At 71.1% G+C, this 18,544-nt stretch carries 17 protein-coding genes; 5 read left to right on the top strand and 12 right to left on the bottom strand.

From position 1 onward, the window contains the following. Positions 1–478 precede the first annotated feature (478 nt). Positions 479–1,051 (top strand): MarR family winged helix-turn-helix transcriptional regulator, encoded by a 573-nt coding sequence (locus tag CW362_RS17630; RefSeq protein ID WP_103550434.1) that lies wholly within the window; start codon positions 479–481, stop codon positions 1,049–1,051. A gap of 117 nt (positions 1,052–1,168) precedes the next feature. Here the strand turns inward: CW362_RS17630 and CW362_RS17635 are convergent, their stop codons facing one another. Continuing rightward, positions 1,169–1,879, bottom strand: a complete 711-nt coding sequence (locus CW362_RS17635) for a gamma-glutamyl-gamma-aminobutyrate hydrolase family protein (RefSeq protein ID WP_103550435.1) — start codon at positions 1,877–1,879, stop codon at positions 1,169–1,171. Then, positions 1,876–3,363, bottom strand: coding sequence for an aldehyde dehydrogenase (locus tag CW362_RS17640; protein ID WP_103550436.1), 1,488 nt, complete (start codon positions 3,361–3,363; stop codon positions 1,876–1,878). Before CW362_RS17640 ends, CW362_RS17635 begins: the two co-directional genes overlap by 4 nt. A gap of 119 nt (positions 3,364–3,482) precedes the next feature. On the opposite strand from CW362_RS17640, the gene CW362_RS17645 reads away from it, so the two are divergent. After that, positions 3,483–4,193: a type 1 glutamine amidotransferase gene (locus tag CW362_RS17645; protein ID WP_103550437.1), complete on the top strand. Its 711-nt coding sequence runs from the start codon at positions 3,483–3,485 to the stop codon at positions 4,191–4,193. Positions 4,194–4,208: 15 nt separating this feature from the next. Here the strand turns inward: CW362_RS17645 and CW362_RS17650 are convergent, their stop codons facing one another. The 8 genes from CW362_RS17650 to CW362_RS17685 form a co-directional block, all read right to left on the bottom strand. Continuing rightward, on the bottom strand, positions 4,209–5,669 hold the full coding sequence (locus tag CW362_RS17650; RefSeq protein ID WP_103550438.1) for an APC family permease: 1,461 nt from the start codon (positions 5,667–5,669) through the stop codon (positions 4,209–4,211). 171 nt (positions 5,670–5,840) lie between these two features. Beyond that, entirely contained in the window at positions 5,841–6,467 is a 627-nt protein-coding gene (locus CW362_RS17655; protein ID WP_103550457.1) for a TetR/AcrR family transcriptional regulator, read from the bottom strand. A 155-nt stretch (positions 6,468–6,622) separates the two neighbouring features. Further along, positions 6,623–7,468 carry a fumarylacetoacetate hydrolase family protein gene (locus CW362_RS17660; RefSeq protein WP_103550439.1) on the bottom strand — a complete coding sequence of 282 codons (846 nt, stop codon included), beginning with the start codon at positions 7,466–7,468 and terminating at the stop codon, positions 6,623–6,625. A gap of 12 nt (positions 7,469–7,480) precedes the next feature. Further along, a complete protein-coding gene (locus CW362_RS17665) occupies positions 7,481–8,416 on the bottom strand; it encodes a 3,4-dihydroxyphenylacetate 2,3-dioxygenase (protein ID WP_103550440.1) in 936 nt (311 codons plus the stop codon). Continuing rightward, complete coding sequence (locus tag CW362_RS17670) at positions 8,409–9,872, bottom strand: aldehyde dehydrogenase (RefSeq protein ID WP_103550441.1); 1,464 nt, start codon at positions 9,870–9,872, stop codon at positions 8,409–8,411. Before CW362_RS17670 ends, CW362_RS17665 begins: the two co-directional genes overlap by 8 nt. 40 nt (positions 9,873–9,912) lie before the next feature. After that, positions 9,913–10,719, bottom strand: coding sequence for an acetoacetate decarboxylase family protein (locus CW362_RS17675; RefSeq protein ID WP_103550442.1), 807 nt, complete (start codon positions 10,717–10,719; stop codon positions 9,913–9,915). Positions 10,720–10,741: 22 nt separating this feature from the next. Then, the gene (locus tag CW362_RS17680) at positions 10,742–11,950 is read right to left on the bottom strand and encodes an NAD(P)/FAD-dependent oxidoreductase (RefSeq protein ID WP_103550443.1); all 1,209 of its coding nucleotides are present in this window, start codon (positions 11,948–11,950) and stop codon (positions 10,742–10,744) included. A 5-nt stretch (positions 11,951–11,955) separates the two neighbouring features. Continuing rightward, complete coding sequence (locus tag CW362_RS17685) at positions 11,956–12,144, bottom strand: ferredoxin (protein ID WP_037622194.1); 189 nt, start codon at positions 12,142–12,144, stop codon at positions 11,956–11,958. Between the two features lie 520 nt (positions 12,145–12,664). On the opposite strand from CW362_RS17685, the gene CW362_RS17690 reads away from it, so the two are divergent. Both CW362_RS17690 and CW362_RS17695 read left to right on the top strand, forming a co-directional pair. Next, the gene (locus tag CW362_RS17690; protein ID WP_103550444.1) at positions 12,665–14,020 is read left to right on the top strand and encodes a glutamine synthetase family protein; all 1,356 of its coding nucleotides are present in this window, start codon (positions 12,665–12,667) and stop codon (positions 14,018–14,020) included. 30 nt (positions 14,021–14,050) lie between these two features. Next, positions 14,051–15,367, top strand: coding sequence for a cytochrome P450 (locus tag CW362_RS17695; protein ID WP_103550445.1), 1,317 nt, complete (start codon positions 14,051–14,053; stop codon positions 15,365–15,367). 108 nt (positions 15,368–15,475) lie between these two features. Here CW362_RS17695 and CW362_RS17700 read toward each other — a convergent pair whose 3' ends face one another. Continuing rightward, a complete protein-coding gene (locus CW362_RS17700) occupies positions 15,476–16,210 on the bottom strand; it encodes a calcium-binding protein (RefSeq protein ID WP_103550446.1) in 735 nt (244 codons plus the stop codon). A gap of 252 nt (positions 16,211–16,462) precedes the next feature. Continuing rightward, complete coding sequence (locus CW362_RS17705) at positions 16,463–17,842, bottom strand: DUF3500 domain-containing protein (protein WP_240657847.1); 1,380 nt, start codon at positions 17,840–17,842, stop codon at positions 16,463–16,465. 128 nt (positions 17,843–17,970) lie between these two features. Here CW362_RS17705 and CW362_RS17710 point away from each other — a divergent pair, with 128 nt between their 5' ends. After that, positions 17,971–18,429, top strand: coding sequence for a pyridoxamine 5'-phosphate oxidase family protein (locus tag CW362_RS17710; protein ID WP_103550447.1), 459 nt, complete (start codon positions 17,971–17,973; stop codon positions 18,427–18,429). The last annotated feature ends 115 nt before the right edge of the window (positions 18,430–18,544 follow it).

Raw genomic sequence — 18,544 nt, forward strand, 5'->3', positions numbered from 1 at the left:
CGCGGGCCTGCTCGGAGCGGCTTGTGCGGGTGCTTGCAGAAGTGCAAGCCCCGACGCCAGCAACGGCAACGCGGTAGCGACGGACAGGAGCCGCCGGCGCCTGCGCCGAACGGCGGAAGGCTGAGAGGGGGAAGACATGCCACGGGTCTATCGGCCGGTTCGGGCGGACGTGAAGGCCGGGCGGTGGCAAGTCCTCGCCATGGCAAGGATTCGCCGACCGCAAAACGTGCGCGTCCGGGCACGTTCGCGCTTTTCGGACATGGGCGTCCGGCCGGCGGTCGCGGCGTGAACTCGACGGCCCGGCTTTCGGTATGCCCGGGCCCGGAGTTGCGCTCCGCGGACCCCGGCCACGTCATCTCCCCATCGGCTGTCGGCTCGGTCGGAGCGCCTGCGAGCCCGTACCCCGAACGAACCGACGAGCCGGGACCGGGAGCCCGTCCCGTACAATTTGGGTCCGAACGATCAAGGGAGCGTGCCCGTGCCCGGCCATCGGTCCATCACCGAAGCGGAAAAGCTGGCGGCTGCGAAGCTGGGCGGCATACCGATACACCGCGAGCAGATGGCGGTCGTCGCGAACATCTACCGTGCCGCTTCCGCCGTCCGTCAGCACCTCGAGAACTCGGTCCTGCGCGACGCCGATCTGACCTGGACGTCCTTCGTCGTGCTCTGGGTGGTCTGGGTCTGGGGCGAGACGGAGACCCGGTACGTCGCCGAGGAGGCCGGCATCTCCAAGGGCACGCTCACCGGTGTCTCGCGGACCCTGGAGGGACGGGGGCTGATGACACGGGCCGGCCATCCCTCCGACGGCCGGCTCAAGCTGCTCAGCCTCACCGACGAGGGCGAGGCACTGATGCAGCGCCTGTTCCCGCGCTTCAACGAGGAAGAGGCGTTCGTCGCCTCACGGCTCAGCGGCGAGGAGTGCCACACCGTCGCCGAAGGGCTGCGCCAGGTCGTGCGCCAGGTCGAGGAGGAGGGCGAGGAACGCCGCCTCACCCTCCTCGACGGCGCCGAACCGGCACCCCGCCGCAGCGGCCGACGGGCGAAGGGCTGACGACGCTACTTTCGAAACACTCCCTAGGGCCGGCAAGGCCGACGGGCGAAAGTCCGTGGCTCATGGTCCCGGTCTCCGGGACCATGAGCCACGACCGCACAACAGCCCCGCGGGGGATCAGCGTCCGTCGCGTGCCGCGCCGACCAGCGCGTCGAACAGGGCCTGCTGCGCGGGATCCTCGTGCGCGGTGTCCTCCGGGTGCCACTGCACCGCGGTGAACCACCCTTCCGTGGAAGGGAGTTCGAGAGCCTCGACGGTCCCGTCCGCCGCGCGTGCGGCGACCGCCAGACCCGAGCCGAGACGCTCGACCCGCTGGTGGTGGTAGCAGGAAGCCTCCACCTTCTGGGCGCCGGTGGCCCGTTCCAGCAGGGTCCCGCGCTCGACGGCCACCGGGTGCACGACGTGCCGGTGTTCGCGTTCGGGGCCGCCCATGTCCTGTTCCAGGGTGCCGCCGAGGGCCACGTTGACGACTTGCAGGCCGCGGCAGACGGCCAGCAACGGAAGGCCCAAGCCCAGTGTCCGACGGGCGACTTCGAGGTCGAAGGCGTCCTGGAGGTCGTCGACGTCGTAGACGCTGTCGTGGGTGTCGGCGGCTCCGTAGCGGTGGGGAGCGAGGTCGCCACCGCCGGGGAGCAGGACGCCGTCGAAACGGGCGAGGCGTCCGGTGACGTCCGTGACGGCGGGGTCGGCCGGGTGGACGGTCGCCGGTTCACCGCCGGCCCGCCACACCGCCTCGATCAGCGCGCGGGCGTTGACCTCGGCAGCGTACCGCAGGGCGGAGGTCGTCGCGGAGAAGCGGGCGGGGACGGCGATCAGGGGGCGCGTCACAACTGGATCCAGGTGGTCTTGAGTTCGGTGTACTTCTCCAGGGCGTGGGCCGACTTGTCGCGGCCGTTGCCCGACTGCTTCATGCCGCCGAAGGGGACGGTCAGGTCGCCCTCCTCGTAGCAGTTGACCCAGACCGTGCCGGCCCTCAGGGCGCGGGAGACCCGGTGCGCGGTGGAGAGGTCGGAGGTCCACAGGCCCGCGGCGAGGCCGTACTCGGTGTCGTTGGCCAGCCGTACGGCCTCGTCCAGGTCGTCGAACGTGAGGACCGACAGGACCGGGCCGAAGATCTCCTCCCGGGCGAGCCTCGCGCCGGGGTCCACCCGGTCGAAGACGGTCGGTTCCAGGTAGCTGCCGCCGGTCTCGGCGAGGGTGCGGGAGCCGCCGGTGCGCAGCCGGGCGCCCTCGGCGAGCCCGTCGGCGATGTGCTCCCGTACACGGCCGAGGTGCGCTTCGCCGACGAGGGCGCCCATCTCGGTGGACGGGTCGAGGGGGTCGCCGATCCGCAGTTCGCGTGCCCGCCGTACGACCGCCTCGGTGACCTGTTCGGCGATCGAGGTGTGCACGAGGAGCCGGGAGGGGGCGGTGCACATCTCGCCCTGGTTGAAGAAGATGCCCCAGGCGGCGGTGGCGGCGGCCTTCTCCAGGTCCGGGGCGTCGGGAAGGATGATGTTCGGTGACTTGCCGCCCAGTTCGAGCCATACACGCTTGAGGTTGGAGTCGGCGGCGTAGCGCAGGAAGTGGCGGCCGACGGCGGTGGAGCCGGTGAAGGCGAGGACGTCGACGTCCGGGTGGAGCCCGATCGCCCGGCCCGCGACCGGTCCGGTGCCGCCGACGACGTTGAGGACGCCCGGCGGCAGTCCGGCCTCGGTGGCGATCCGGCCCAGGAGGAGCGCGGACAGGGGCGAGTTCTCGGAGGGCTTGAGGACGACCGTGCAGCCGGCGGCGAGCGCGGGGGCGACCTTCCAGCCGGCGAGGGTGAGGGGGAAGTTCCACGGCACGACGGCGCCGACGACTCCGGCCGGTTCCCGGGTGACCAGGGCGAGCGCGTCCGCGGCGGTGTGCGGCGACTCGTCGGTGACCTTGTCGGCCAGTTGTCCGTACCAGCGGAAGGTGTTGATCAGGGCGCGCAGTTCGATCTCGTACGCGTCGGTGACGGGCTTTCCCATCTCCAGGCTGACGGTGAGCGCGAGATCGGCGCGGCGCTCCTGGAGGAGGTCGGCGACGCGCAGCAGTGTCGCGCCTCGCTCGGCGGGCGAGAGGCGCGGCCAGGGGCCGGTGTCGAAGGCGCGGCGGGCGGCGGCGACGGCCGCGTCCACCTCGGCGGTGCCGGCGTCGGCGACCCGGGTGAGCACCTGGCCGTCGCGGGGCGAGACGGCGTCGAAGGCCGCTCCCGAGCCGTCCTCGTCGGCGCCGTCGATGTGATGGGCACCGGAAAGGTCCAGGGACTTGGCCCGGAGCAGCCATTCCTCATGGGTGATGTCCATCGTGCGGGGACCTCCAGAATCTCATTTGAATCCAAACGATAGAGTGGGCGCCGAGCGGGGGCAAGGGCTCCTGTCATCGATTCGGCAGGCCGCGGACCCCGCGGGGAAGGGAGCGCCACGTGCGCGCACTCGTCGTCCAGCACGACCACGTGACTGAGCCGGGGCTGGTCGGAGCCCGGCTCGAGGAGCGCGGGTACGACCTCACCGTCCTGACGGTCGTGCCCGAGCACCGCCATCACGCCCCGGACGTCGAGTTCGTCTTCCCCGAGGCCGGCGACTGGGACCTGATCGTGTCGCTCGGCGCCCCGTGGTCGGTGTACGACCGGGCGGCCGTCGGTTCCTGGATCGACGGCGAGCTGGCCCTCCTGCGCGAGGCCGACCGGCTCGGCGTCCCGGTGCTCGGCGTCTGCTTCGGCGCCCAGGCGCTGACCACCGCGCTCGGCGGCCGGGTGGAGGCGTCGCCGCGCCCCGAGATCGGCTGGGTCGAGGTCGCCACGGACGACCCGTCCCTGGTGGGGCCGGGCCCCTGGTTCCAGTGGCACTTCGACCGCTGTGTCCTGCCGCCGGGCGCCAAGGAGGTGGCCCGCAACGAGGTGTGCGTCCAGGCCTTCGAGACCGCGCACGGCCTGGGCGTGCAGTTCCACCCGGAGATCACCACCGCGATGGTGAGCGGCTGGATCGAGGCGGGCGGCGCGGAGCAGTGCGTCCGCCACGGCGTGGACCCCGGCGAGCTGCTGGAGCGGAGCCGGGCCATGGAGCCCATGGCCCGGACGAACGCCCGCCGACTGGTCGACGGCTTCCTCCGCCGGACGGCGGACCGGGCCGGCTGACCGGCCCGGCGCGTGTCAGCCGCCGGCGGAACCGGCCTTGTCGCGGGTGAGCCGTGCGGCCACGACGCCCAGGACGAGGACGGCCGGGACGATCAGTTCGAGCACGAGGGCCGTACTGCTCTCACCGCCGATGAGCGTGGTGAAGTTCTGGACGATCAGCCAGATCGCCCCGGCCACACCGAGGGCTCCCAGGGAGGGGGCGATCAGGGTGTTCCACGGCCGGGTGTCCAGGCGCTCGCGGCGGAAGAAGACCACCACGGAGACCGAGGTCATCAGGTACAGCGCCATGATGCCGAGGACGGCCACGCCACTGCCCCACGAGAACAGGGTCAGCACCGGGTCCTCGCCGGCCAGCGCGAACGGGACGACCAGCAGGACCGCGACGGCCGTCTGGACCCGGCCGGCCACGCTGGGCGAGTGGCGGCTGTTGATCGACGACAGCGCCTTGGGCAGCAGTCCGTCGCGGCTGAGCGAGAACAGGTAGCGGTTGGCGGAGTTGTGGAAGGCGAGGATGCCGGCGAAGAGGGAGGTGGCCAGCAGGACGGGCAGGACGTCGTTGACCCAGGTGCCGAACAGGTCGGCGATGGGCGCGAAGACGAAGCCCGTCGAGTCGCCGCTCTCCAGGGCCTTGCCCGCCGCCCCGGTCACCTTCGAGGGGCCGTAGGAGGAGACCAGCATCCAGGAGGCGAAGCCGAAGAAGCCGGTGACGAAGGCGACGGCCGCGTAGGTGGCCCGCGGGACGGTCTTGCGGGGTTCGCGCGCCTCCTCGCCGTAGATCGCGGTGGCCTCGAAGCCGATCATCGACGCCACGGCGAACATCAGCGCCACGCCCGGAGCGCCGTCGAACGCCGCGCTCGGGGAGAAGGACTCGGTGAAGGCCAGCCCCTCGGGCCCGCCCCCCTTGAAGAAGGTGACCAGCGCGAAGACGCTCAGGATGCTGAACTCCGCCAGGACGAAGACGGCCAGCACCTTCGCGCCCATCTCGATGCCCGCGCTTCCGAGCACCTGGACGATCACCATCGTGACCAGGGCACAGGCCCACCAGGGCACGTCCACCCCGGTGTAGTGCGCGAGCAGGCCGTTGACGGTCGCCCCGTACAGGCCGTACATGGCCGCCTGTATCGCGCAGTACGCGAACAGCGCGACCCCGGCGCTGCCGGTGCCGACCGTCCGGCCGAGGCCCTTGCCGATGTACGTGTAGAAGGCGCCGGCGTCCACGACGTGCCGGCCCATCGCCACGAAGCCGACGGAGAAGAGCAGTGTGATCAGGCCCGCCACCACGTAGGCGGCGGGCGCCCCCGCGCCGTTGCCCACGCCGACGGCGATGGGCACGGCACCCGCGACGCCGGTCAGCGGCGCCTGGGCGGAGAGGACGAAGAAGAGAATGCCCAGAACGCCGAGCGAATTGGGCTTGAGCCTGCCTGCCGTGGGGGCGTCGGGCGCGGTCTGGTTCACGACCGCGGTCTGACTGTCCACTCGGATCACCTGCCAGTGAGGAAAGAGGGATTCGTTTCAGGCCAAACGAGTTGCCTCATACTGGGCTGGAACTATCCGTTTGACAAGGGCCTGAGCCCGGTTTCCCGGCACCGAATGCGCAAAGCCCCGGACGGCAGCCGTCCGGGGCCATGGAACGCGCAGGTCAGAGCGTCAGTCCCGACTCTCGGCGCCGGTGTCCGACCGGTCCTGCAGCAGCCGGAGCAGCGAGCGCAGCTCCTCGACGGCGGCGTCGGTGATCTCGGGGCCGCCGAAGACGAGCTGGTGCAGCACCAGGCCGTCGAGGGCGGCGAAGACGAGCCGGGTGAGCGGCTGCCCGGCACCGTCGGGCAGCATGCGGGACAGTTCCCGTCCGGTGGCGTCGAAGTACTCGTCGTACAGCGCGCGCAGATGCGGGAGCAGTTCGGGACGGCGCCTGGCCTCCAGCAGCAGCTCGTACTGGAACGACTGGATGTCCGGGTCGGCCGTGACCATCTCGGAGACGCCCACCGAGAAGTCCTCGACCTTGCCGGTGCCGGGTTCGAGCGCGCTGGTGTTCAGGGAGGTGCGGATCGCGTGGGCGACCGCCTCCTCGATGAGGGCGTCCCGGGAACCGAAGTGGTGCACCACGAGACCGTGCGTGGTGCCGGCCTCCTCCGCCACGGCCCGGTAGGTGAGCCGGCGCAGCCCGCCCCGGGCCACGACCCGCACGGCGGCGTTGAGCAGGGCTTCGCGGCCCTCCCCGTAGTTCATGCGCCGGCGCGGCTTGCGGCCCTCAGGAGTCTCGGCGGTTTCGGTCATGGCCCCGACCCTACCCGCCTGCTCACGGCCCCCGGCGCGGACCGGCACGGGCCCCGCGGGCGCGCCGGTGCCGGGCTCGGCGCGCCGTGTCGTGGAGCGCCGCGCCGGGCGGCTCGTGCCGTCCTGCCCGGCGCGGCGCCCTCGTGCGGTGGACATCAGCGCCGGGGCGGGCGGATGCCGCGGAACTCCCAGTCCCCGCCGAGCGCGGTGGACAGGACCTCTTCGGACTCGGTGGGCTGGGCGCCGACGTCGGTGCGGATCGCGGTCGGGCCGGTCACGATGTGGTTGGTGAGCCGCCCGAGGCCCTCGACCTCGACCTCGACGACGTCACCGGGCTGTACGGGGCGGGAGTTGGCCGGGGTGCCCGACAGCAGCACGTCGCCGGGGTGGAGGGTGATGGTGCGGGCGATGTCGGCGACGAGGTAGTGCATGTCCCACTGCATCTCGTCGGTCGAACCGTCCTGGACCACCTCGCCGTTGACGTAGGTGCGCAGGCTCTTGCCGCGGAAGTCCCAGTCGGTGACCAGGCCGGGGCCGAGCGGGCAGAGGGTGTCGGAGCCCTTGACGCGGAGCATGGAGCCGGCGTCGGTGTCCCGGAAGTCGTGCAGGCCGTAGTCGTTGGCGACGGTGTAGCCCGCGATGTACTCCCCCGCCTCTTCCGGGGAGATGTTCCGCGCGGTCCTCCCGATGACGATGGCGACCTCGCCCTCGTAGTTGAGCCACTTGCAGCCCTCGGGGCGGACGATGGCGCCCTTGTGGGAGTTGAGGGCCGAGGTCGGCTTGTGGAAGTACGTGGGCGTGGGCGGGAGTTCGATGCCGAACTCGTCGACGCGGCTCTGGTGGTTGAGGTGGACGGCGATCACCTTGGAGGGGACGACCGGGGGCAGGTGGTGGGCCTCCTCCGTCTTGACGCGGCGGCCGTCACCGGCGACGAGTTCGTCCCCGTCGACGGTGACCTGGACGGCGGCGCCGTCCAGGAGGATGCGGCGGTACTCGGGCATGGAGGTGCCTTTCTAGGCTCGACGGTGCGGGTTGTGGGGTGCGGGCGCCGCGGGGGTCCCCGCGCCGGTCCAGCCGCCGGCCGGACGGTCGAACCAGAGGTGGACCTGGCCGGTACCGATGGAGTTCTCGTACGCGCCGTACTGGCGGGCCGTGGCGACGCAGGCCCCTTCGCCGAGGGCGCCGGCCATCATCAGGTAGTGGAAGAACTTCGCCTCGGGCTTGTACTTCCAGAACTCGTCCATGGTGTCGAGGACCTTGTCGTGGCGGCCCTCCTTGAACCAGGCGATGCGCTCCAGGTCGGCCTCGCGCGCCTCGGGCGTGAAGATGTGCGCCGGGTCGCTGGACTCGTGGTCGCGCAGTTCGCGCAGTGGCCAGAAGGTGTGCGAGAGGGCGCCGGAGGCGATCAGCAGCACCCGGCGGCCGGGGGTGGCGGCGATGCCGTCGGCGAGGGCGCGGCCGAGACGGAGGTGGTCCTCCATGTCGCCGGTCTGGCACACCCCGATGGTCACCCACCGCTTGTCGGGCAGCCCCTCGCCGAGGAACTTCCAGAGGTTGATGGTGGCGTAGTAGACCGGCAGGTACGCGTCGTCGATCGCGGTGATCCAGGTGCCGTGCTTGTCGGCGAACCTCGCGATGTTGTGGGCGAGTTCGGGGTCGCCCGGATAGTCGTACGGCATCCGGCTCATGCCGCGCGGCAGTTCCTCGGAGGTGAACAGGCCGGCCCTGCGGTCCTGCGCGGTGGCGACGAACTCGACGGTGGTCGCCCAGTGCGAGTCGAGGACCACGACGGTGTCGTAGTCGTCGCGCTCGAAGACCTCCTTGCGCAGCTCCTCCAGGCCGGTGACGAGGGTGATCTCCTTGCCCTCGTTCAGCTCCAGCCGGATCTCCTCGGGGAGCACGATGGTGGGGACGTGGGCGAGGAGTCCCGCCCCGACGATCTCACCCATGGTCCTTCCATCCCTTCGGGGCGGTGACGGTGTTCTTCAGGTCGCAGTAGAAGTCGAAGCTCCAGGTGCCGCCCTCGCGGCCGACGCCGGAGTGCCGGGAGCCGCCGAAGGGGGCCTGGAGGTCGCGCACGAAGAAGCAGTTGACCCAGACCGTGCCCGCGACGAGCCGTTCGGTGACGCGGGCGGCCCGGTCGCGGTCGCCGGTGGCGAGGGTGGCGGCGAGCCCGAAGCGGGTGTCGTTGGCGAGCTGAACGGCCTCGTCCTCGGTGGTGAAGGTCTGGAGGGTCAGGACGGGACCGAAGACCTCCTCCTGGACGATCTCGGAGTCCTGGGCGACGTCGGTGAGCAGGGTCGGGGCGTAGTACTGGCCCTCTCCCCGGTGGCCGCCGACGACCGCGCGGGCGCCCGCGTCGAGGGCGCGGCGCACGAAGCCGTCGATCTTCTCCAGCTGCCGCTCGTGGATGTTGGGGCCGATGTCGGTGGCCTCGTCGCGCGGGTCGCCCTGCACGATCGTCGCGGCCTTCTCCGCGAACCGGCGGGTGAACTCCTCCGCGACGGACTCCTCGACCAGGATGCGGGTCGCGGCGAGGCAGACCTGGCCCGCGTTGTCGTACTGCTCGACGGCGAGGTCGACGGCGAGGTCGAGGTCGGCGTCCGCGAAGACCAGCAGGGGTGACTTGCCGCCGAGTTCGAGGCTGAGCGGGGTGAGGTTCGCGGCCGCCGACGCGGTGATCCGCTTGGCCGTCGGCACGGAACCGGTGAAGCTGATGCGGCGCACGTCGGGGTGCGAGGTGAGGGCGTCACCGATCTCGGAGCCGTAGCCCTGGACGATGTTGAGGACGCCGGCGGGCAGTCCGGCCTCGGCGGCGATGTCCGCGAGCAGGGACGCGGTCAGCGGGGTCCACTCGGCGGGCTTGAGGACGACCGTGTTGCCGGCGGCGAGGGCCGGGGCGACCTTCCAGGTCGACAGCATCAGCGGCGCGTTCCACGGGGTGATGAGCACCGAGGGGCCCGCCGGGTCCCAGGACACGTGGTTGGTGTGGCCGCGGGTCTCGAAGTCCCCGTGCTCCAGGTTCAGGAGCCAGTCGGCGAAGAAGCGGAAGTTGTGGGCGACGCGCGGCATCACGCCCCGGCGGTGCGAGCGCAGCAGAGCGCCGTTGTCGGTGGTCTCGACGATCGCCAGGTCCTCGATCCGCTTCTCCACGCCGTCCGCGATCGCGTGCAGCAGGCGGGCGCGTTCGGCGACCGGGGTGGCGGCCCAGGCGGGGAAGGCGGCCTTCGCGGCGGCCACCGCGGCGGCGGCCTCGGCCTCGGTGCCGCGGGAGATCTCACCGATGACGCTTCCGTCGATCGGCGAGACATCGGTGAACGTCTCGGCGGAGGCGACGCGTTCGCCGCCGATCCAGTGCCGGGTGTCGACGGCGACCCCGGCCACCGTGAGGGTGTGCTCGGTCATGTCCGGACTCCAAGTCCTGTGGTGGATAAGGTGGTCAGGGTCACTCGGCGCCGGAGGTGCCGGACTCCAGGAGGCGTCCGCCGTCCCAGACGACGCCGACCTGCCGGTAGTAGGCGGCGATCGGCTCGCGGATCTCCAGGCGGGCCAGTTCCTCGGTGGGCGCCTCGAACAGGGTCAGGTCCGCGTCGCCGACCCAGGGCTGTCCGCCCTCGAAGGAGGCGGCGCCGGTCTCGATCAGTTCGTCGAGCGCGAGGCCCTTGCCCTTCTCGACGGAGGGCAGCCAGCGGTGGTGGGCCATGGGGTGGCCGTTGACGAAGCCGTTGGTCTCGGACGGCTCCCGCAGGGTCACCACGGCCTCGGCGAGACGCCGGTCGGCGGCGGCGAGGGTGGCGCCGAAGCGGGCGCCGGCCTCGATGCGCGGGGCCGGGCCGTAGGGGTGCGGGCGGGTCTGGTGGATCGAGCCGAGCTTCTTCGGGTAGCCCTGGTGGAGTCCGCGGGCGATGGCGAAGTCCTTGTCGACCCAGATGTAGACGCAGCGGGTGTAGGTCTGTCCCCGGTACTTGCAGCGGACGACCGCGAAGGCCTCCTTGTACTGGGCGCGGACGGGATCGAGCAGTTCCTCGGCGGAGGTGGAGCAGGACTGCCAGTCGGCCCAGATCAGCGCGACCGCGCCCGGGTCCTCGTCCGCCAGTTCCAGCGGCTCGGGCAGGAGTTCGCGTACGCGGGCGGGGTCCGTGCGGTACTCGACGGTGAGCAGGTCGCCGGAGTAGCGCCACGGCGGCGACGGGATCAGCGACGAGGAACCGGTCGCCGTCTTGGGGTGGAAGTAGCCACGGACAGGGGACATAGCGGGGATTCCTTACGCTTCGTTACGCGGTGAGGGCGGGCTGCTTCAGCAGTTCGGCGCGGTAGCGCGCGGCGCGCATCGCGGCGGACTGGCCGCCGAGGGCCACGACGCCGATCAGCCGGCCGTCGGTGTGGTAGCCGACCACGACGTCGCCGTCCGGGTCGCCGTCCAGGATCCGTACGTCGTCCTTGCCGAGCAGGGGCGAGCCGAACGACTGGAGCCGGAACTCGTGCTGGTCGCTCCAGAAGGTGGGCAGCGGCGCGAAGGGGGCCGGCCGGGCTTCGGTGCCGCCGAGATGGGCGGCGAGGACCTTGGCGGCGTGCTTGGCGGTGTCGGTCGGGATGGACCAGTGCTCGACCCGGCGGGGTACGCCGTCGTAGCGGGCGTTGGGGAAGCGGGCGACGTCGCCGACCGCGACGACCTCGGGCCGTCCGCCGACGCGCAGGTGCTCGTCGGTGAGGACGCCGTCGGACAGGTCGAGGCCGTTGCCGTCCAGCCACTCGGTGTTGGCGACCGAGCCGACCGACTCCACGACCACGTCGGCCGGGAGCACCGTTCCGTCGCCGAGGACGACTCCGGTGACCCGCTGGTCGCCCTCGAACCCGGCGACTCCCGCTCCGAGCGCGAAGCGCACCCCGCGCTCCTCGTGCCGCTTGAGCAGCGCGCCGCCCAGCAGATCGCCGAGCGGTCCCGCCATGGGCAGCGGCAGCGGGTCGACGACCGTGACCTCTCCCGCTCCGAGCCCGACGGCGGTGGCGGCGACCTCGCAGCCGATGAATCCGGCGCCGACGACGACCACCCGTGCTCCGGGCCGGATCAGCGCGTCGCGCAGGATCTGGGCGTCGGCGAGGGTGCGGACGGTGTGGCGTCCGACGAGCGGGCCGGGGCACCGGAGCCGGCGGGGGCGCATCCCGGTGGCGACGACCAGTCCGTCGTACGACAGCAGTTCGCCGTCGGCGAGTTCGACGACCCGCTCGTCGAGGCGGGCGCCGGTGACCCGTGTCCCGAGCCGCCACTCGACGTCGGCCGCGGCGGCCTTCGGGGTGAAGACGAGGGACTCGAACGGGGCTTTGCCCGCGAGGACTTCCTTGGAGAGCGGCGGCCGGTTGTAGGGCATGTGCGGCTCGTCGCCGACGACCGTGACGGCGCCGGTCCAGCCCGCCGCGCGCAGTTGTTCGGCGGCGCGCAGGCCGCCCATCGAGGCGCCCGCGACGACTACGCGTCCGGTCATGGCCCTCAGCCCTCGATCCGGATGGCCTGGAGCGGGCACACGTCGGCGGCTTCCTCGACCTCGTCGCGCAGCGCCTCGTCCACATCGGAGACGTAGGCGAGGTGGCCGGCGTCGTCCATCGAGAAGACGTCGGGGGCGGCGAAGACGCACTGGCCGTGGTCCTGGCACTTGATCATGTCGACGACGACCTTCATGGCCGGTCCTCCTGGGGATACGGGCGCCTGAGCAGGGTGAGATGGGGGAAGAGAGGGGCCCGACCGATGTCGGAGCGGGCCCCTCGGCCAAAGGGATGCGAAGCCGCCTCCCTGACTCGTTTGGCTTCAAACAACATAGGAAGCCGTTGGACCCTGGTCAATACCTGTCCAGGTGGATAAATTCTTGTCGTCACCCCCTTGCGGGGCCAGACCCCGGCTCATACCGTTCGGATTCAAACGACCGACTCGGGGTCCGACCCGGGGGTGTCGTCCGGGGCAGTCCGGACCAGGCCGCAGGGCCCGGTGCGGCGCCTCGCGGACGCGGAGCCTCATCCGCGTACGGGACGTGTGCCCGGGTGAGGCGACGACGCCGCGAGGGCCGTGCCAGGCCCTGCGGACCCGGGCTGATCCGAACGGCATCCCCGCCTCCCCCGCACCCCGGCTCCCGTTCTCTGCACACCACGCGTCCCCTGCGCCTCAGACCACGGGGACATCCCACCTTTCCGCCAAGGAGACAACGGTGAGCGCATCCGACACCCCAGACATCCGCCGGCACATGGAGCGGCTCGCCGCCGAGGGCGTCGACGTGGTCCGGGTCGTCTATCCCGACCTGATCGGCACCGACCGCGCCCGTGACGTCCTGCTCGACCACCTGCCCTCGGCCTGCGAGCACGGACTGGCCTTCTGCCGCGCCGTCTACCACACCACCCCCCAGGGCGACGTGGTCCCCGTCGCGGGCGGCCTGGACGCCGGCCTGCCCGACGTGTCCGTACGCCCCGACCTGTCCACGGCGGCCGTGCTGCCGTGGGAGCCCGGGGTCGCGACCTGCCTCGGCGAGGTCACCGACCCGGCGACCTCGGCCCCCGCCCCCGAATCACCGCGCGACCTGCTGCGGACCGTCCTGGCCCGGTGCGCCGAGCGGGGACTGCGCCCCGTCGTCGGCCCCGAGCTGGAGTACTTCCTGCTGGAGCCCGCCCCCGACACCCCCACCGGCTGGCGCCGCGCCCCCGAGACCACCGGCGCCGTCTACACCGCCGGACTGCGCGCCGACCCGGGCAACCACCTGCTCCGCACCCTGCGCGCGCTGCGCGACCTGGGCCTCGGCGTCGTCACCGGCAACCACGAGTTCGACGGCGGCCAGTACGAGATCAACCTGACCCATTCCTCCGCCCTGGACGCCGCCGACCGCGCCTTCCGCTTCAAGGCGGCCGTCAAGGAGCTCGCCCGCCAGGAGGGCAACCTCGCCACCTTCATGGCCAAGCCCTTCGGCGACGCCGGCGGCTCCGGTTTCCACCTCCACCTGTCCTGCGAGGACACCGAGGGCCGCAACGTCTTCGACGACCCCTCCGGCGCCCACGGCCTGTCGGCCACGGCCCGCCACGCCATCGCGGGCATCCTCGCCCACGCCCCCGCGCTCGCCGCGCTCGCGAACCCCACCGTCAACTCGTACAAGCGCTTCGGACCCGACACCCTCGCGCCCTGGCTGATCGACTGGGGCCTCGACAACCGCAGCACCATGGTCCGCATCCCGCCGGAGCGCGGCTCGGGCGCCCGCCTGGAACTGCGGCTCGGCGACGCCAGCGCCAACCCCTACCTGCTGATCGCCGGAACCATCGCCGCCGCGCTGCTCGGCGTCCTGGCCGGCGAGGAGCCCGAGGCCCCGCTGGAGGGCTACGGCTACGACACCACCCGCTCCGCCCTGCTGCCGACGAACCTGTCCGCCGCGCTGGACGCGCTGGAGGCCGACACCGCCCTGACCGACATCCTCGGCAAGGACTTCACCACGTCCTTCCTGACCTACAAGCGGGACGAGGTCGAGCGCTTCGGGCGGCACGTCACCGACTGGGAGTTCACCGAGTACGCCTACCACCTCTGAGCCCGCCGAACCCCGCCCAGGAGAACCACCATGACCAGCCCCACCGTTCCCGCCACGCCCACCACCCAGGCCGAACTGCGCGCCGCGCTCGCCGAGCCGCTGCCGCTCGAAGAGGTCGACCTCGCGAACCTCGACAACTTCGCCGACGGCATCAAGCCGTGGCGCATGTTCCACACCCTGCGCCACGAGGACCCGGTGCACTGGCAGCCCGAGGAGGCCCCCAACTCCGGCTTCTGGGCGGTCACCCGGCACGCCGACATCGCCCGGGTGGACCGTGACGCGGAGACGTTCACCTCGTCGAAGTTCGTCAACCTCGAGGAGCTCGACGACGACCAGATCAAGAAGCGGGCGTCCATCCTGGAGCTCGACGGCGTCCGCCACCGCGCGATGCGCAGCGTCATCCAGCGCCAGTTCGGCGCGAGCGTCATCAACAGCTACGGCGACTTCCTGCGCGGTCTGACGGCGCAGACCCTGGACGCGGCCCTGGCCAAGGGGACCTTCGACTTCGTCTCCGACGTCTCCGCCGACTTCCCCATCAACGTCCTCGCCCGCCTGCTGGACGTGCCGCCGGAGGACAACCAGCAGCTCATCGACTGGGGCAACCGCATCATCGGCAACACCGACCCCGACTACGCGGACGTGCTGCTGCACAGCGCGGAGAGCGACAAGTACCGCGACCTGCCGTTCCGTTCGCCCGCCTCCCTCGAAGTCTTCGAGTACGGGCGGGAGCTGGCCCGCCAGCGCCGCGGCGGCAACGGCACGGACCTGGTCTCCAAGCTGGTCAACACCGTTCCGCGCGACGGGATCCCGCTGACCGAGCAGGACTTCGACAACTATTTCCTGCTGCTGGTCGTGGCCGGCAACGAGACCACCCGCCACACCATCTCGCACTCGATGCTGGCGCTCCTCCAGCACCCCGAGCAGCTGGCCCGCCTCAAGGACGACCCGTCCCTGATCCCGGGCGCGGTCGAGGAGTTCCTGCGCTGGGCCTCCCCCGTCTACCACTTCCGCCGCACCGCCACCCGGGACGTCGAACTCGGCGGCAAGCAGGTCAAGGAGGGCGACAAGGTGGTGATGTGGTTCGCCTCCGGCAACCGTGACGAGGAAGTCTTCGGCAACCCCTACGACTTCGACGTCACGCGCACCGGCAACGACCACATGACCTTCGGCAAGGGCAGCCCGCACCTGTGCCTGGGCAACCTGCTCGCCCGCACCGAGATCCGCATCATGTTCGAGGAGCTGATCCCGAGGATCGCCGACATCAGGCTGGCCGGCGACGCGCCCCGCGTCCTGTCCAACTTCGTCAACGGCATCAAGAAGCTGCCGGTCGAGGTCACGCTCGCCTGACGCGCCCGGCCGCCGCGGCGGCACACGACGACGGCGGCACAACACGACACGGCTGTCCCCCCGCCCCGCCGGACGGGGGGACAGCCGTGCGAGCGAGTGGCGCCGGTCCTACTTCACGTCGACGTAGTCACCCGTGGCCGTCTTGGCACCGGTGGTCGTCGTACCGGCGAAGTTCCAGCGCCAGTAGCCGTCGACGGAGGCGGTGACCGTGGTCTTCAGGGTCCCGGTACTGCTGGTCTTCACCGTCTTGACGGTGGTGTAGGTGCTGGAGCCCTTCTTGCGGAACTGGAGCTTGACCGACTGGCCGGTGTAGCCGTGGTACTTGTAGTCGTCCCAGCTCGCGCGCTTGAGCGTGCCCGTGACGGTGAGGGTCCTGCCCTTGGTCACCGGCTCCGGCGACGCGTTGACCGTCAGCGTGCTCGCGCGCTTGAGGCGGAAGCTGTCGATGCGGTCGTCCCAGCGGAAGTCGTCGTCGAGCGCGTCCACCCAGGAACCCACGTACCAGGTGCCCGCCTGGTCGTTGTACAGGTCGACCCGGGGGTCGAAGGTGAACGAGTGCGTGCACTCGCTGTCGGTCTCGCAGATGGTCTCGTCGCTCGTGTACCCGGCGCCGGGACCCTCCAGGGTGGTGTCCGCCGACAGCAGGCCCGAGTCGTCGTAGGCGTGGATCGTCACGTCGAAGGTCTTCGCGGCCGTGGTGCCGATGACGACGTCCGAGCCGTGGTTGACGGTCACACCGAGGATCTCGGTGTCGCCGTAGCCTCCGTCGGCGTGGGCCGCCGGGGCCACGAGGCCCACGACCCCGAACGCGGCGGCGACAGACAGCGCAACGCGCTTGCCCATGTGGTGGTTCTCCTTGCTTTCAGGTCACGACGTCGCCGGTGCGTGTCGTGACCTCGTCCTCTCGGGCGGCCGCGACAGCGCGCGTTCTCCCTCGGCACCGGTCCGGTGCCGAGGGAGAACGCGCGCCGCGGGCCACGGATGAACCGCGAGTTTCGCAGAAGGAAACGGGGCTGCGCAGCACCTGTGACGATCTTGTGACGGTTTCGAAAACGTGCAGCTCGCAGGTCCTCGCCGAGCGGAGCCACGTCACCGTCAGTGGTCCGTCTCCCGGTGCAGTCCGAGGAGGTCCACTCCGTAGTCGTTGCCGTTGGGCGTGCGGACGATGGTGTGGATGTGCTGCTGGGTCGGGGTGCCCTGGGGGCCGCCCGGTCCGCCGGGTCCCGCGCTCGCGGAGGCCGAGGCGGACGCGGAGGCGGTGGCGTCCGCGGAGGCGGAAGGCGGGGCGGACGTGTCGCTGTCGCTCTCGTGGTACCCGAGCGGGGACTCGGCGTCGTACTCGATCAGTACGACGGGACTGTGGACGCGGTAGTAGAACGCCGAGTCGTCGTCGTGCTCGCCGATCCAGTGGAAGTACGTGTCGTCGAGATGCCTTTCGATCTCGCGCAGCCGGACCCGTGCGTGCCCCTCGTCCTGGTAGCCGACGTACACCTCGGCGAGGTCGAGCAGCAGTGCGCGCTGCCTGCGGTTCAGGGCCGATCCCTTGACGCCCGCGTAGGGGATGACCGCGTTGTCCTGGCCGGCGCCGGCGATGAGGTCGGTGCCGGACTTCTGTGCCGTGGAGAGCGCCTGGGCGAGCTGCGTCTCGTCCAGGGAGCGGAGGAGCGCGAGCCCGGCCAGGGTCTCCTCACGGAAGAGGTGGTAGTGCTTCCCCTCGTACGTGATCTTCGTCGGCTCGGAGCCCATGAACGTCGGCGTCATCACGACCTGGTCACCCAGGACGAAGTAGTTGATGACGAGGTGGTGCCCCTCGAACTGGAAGCCCCAGGCCCCGGTCGCCGACGGGGTGCCCATGACGGTGAACCAGTAGGCGTCCTCGTTGAGCGCCTTGGAGGTGTCGCCCTCGTACTCGCCGAGGAACTGGTTGAGCTTGCGGATGTCGTTGGCCTGCCGGAGACCGCGGGCCGACAGCGCCGCCCTGAGCAGCTTCGTGCCGAGCGCGTACTGCTTCTCGGTCAGATCGCGCAGGGCGACCCCGTCACGGTCGTTGGAGTCGACGTTGGTCCAGTCGAGCCACTGGTCGGAGTCGACGTCGTAGAGGGTGGCCGCCTTCTGCTCGTCCGTGAGCGAGGCGACGAAGGCCTGGGCCGCGCGGACCACCGGAACGGTGGAGACACCGGTGGAATGGACGGCGTACAGGTCACCGAGGACAGTGCCGTCCGTGGTGACACCGACGAAGTCGTCGTACGCGATCGTCTGGCCGAAGCCGCCGCCAGGGGGCGGCCCCGACGGGGTGGGGCTCGCCGCGGCGTCCGCGGAACCGGTCTCCTCGGCGTCGGCCGTGGTGGCGACGTATCCGCCCATGACCGCGACGGCGGAGACGCCGCCCGCGAGCAGGGCCTTGTTCATGAACCACCGGCGGGAGCGGTGTGCGGCCCGGGTGCGCGGCTTGTGTCCGTGATTTTCGTTGACCATACCCCCGACGATTTCGTCAACACTTTAGGATGCCATGGCAATGGCCTGTGCGTGCCATAGGAATCCGAGGCGGCCCCGGGTGGGCACGAGGGTGAAATACCTTGGGGGTCAATGGAGTTGACCTTGCCATGACTCAAGGACCAGCACCGCGGCCCCTGTCGGACGAAGCACTGTCGGCCCTGCTCGGCGAGCAGCGATTCGGCACCCTCGCCACGGTCAGGCGGAGCGGCCACCCCCACCTGACCACCATGCTCTACGACTGGGACCCCGCGGCCCGTGTCGTTCGGATGTCCACCACGGCCGACCGGGCCAAGGCCAAGCACCTCGGGCGCGACCCTCACGCGGCGCTGCACGTCCAGGGCGGCGACGTCTGGTCGTTCGCCGTCGCCGAGGGCACGGCCGAGGTCTCCGGGCCGACGACGGTTCCCGGCGACGCCGTCGGACGGGAGCTGCTCGGGATGATCCCCGCGGCGGCGCGGCCCACGGACGAGGAGGCGTTCTTCAAGGAACTCGTCACCGAGCGCAGGGCCGTCATCCGACTGCGGGTGGAACGGCTGTACGGGACGGCCCTGGACGTCGAGAACTAGGGTCCGTCTTCAAACGGATCTTGCCCAGAGCAGGAATGACGCGAGACTGACCGCTGCTTCGTAGGAGGTGGCGGTCTTGTCATACCTGGTGGCGATGCCGCGGAAGCCTTTGAGA

This window comes from Streptomyces populi (genome assembly GCF_002911015.1).
Lineage (GTDB): Bacteria > Actinomycetota > Actinomycetes > Streptomycetales > Streptomycetaceae > Streptomyces > Streptomyces populi.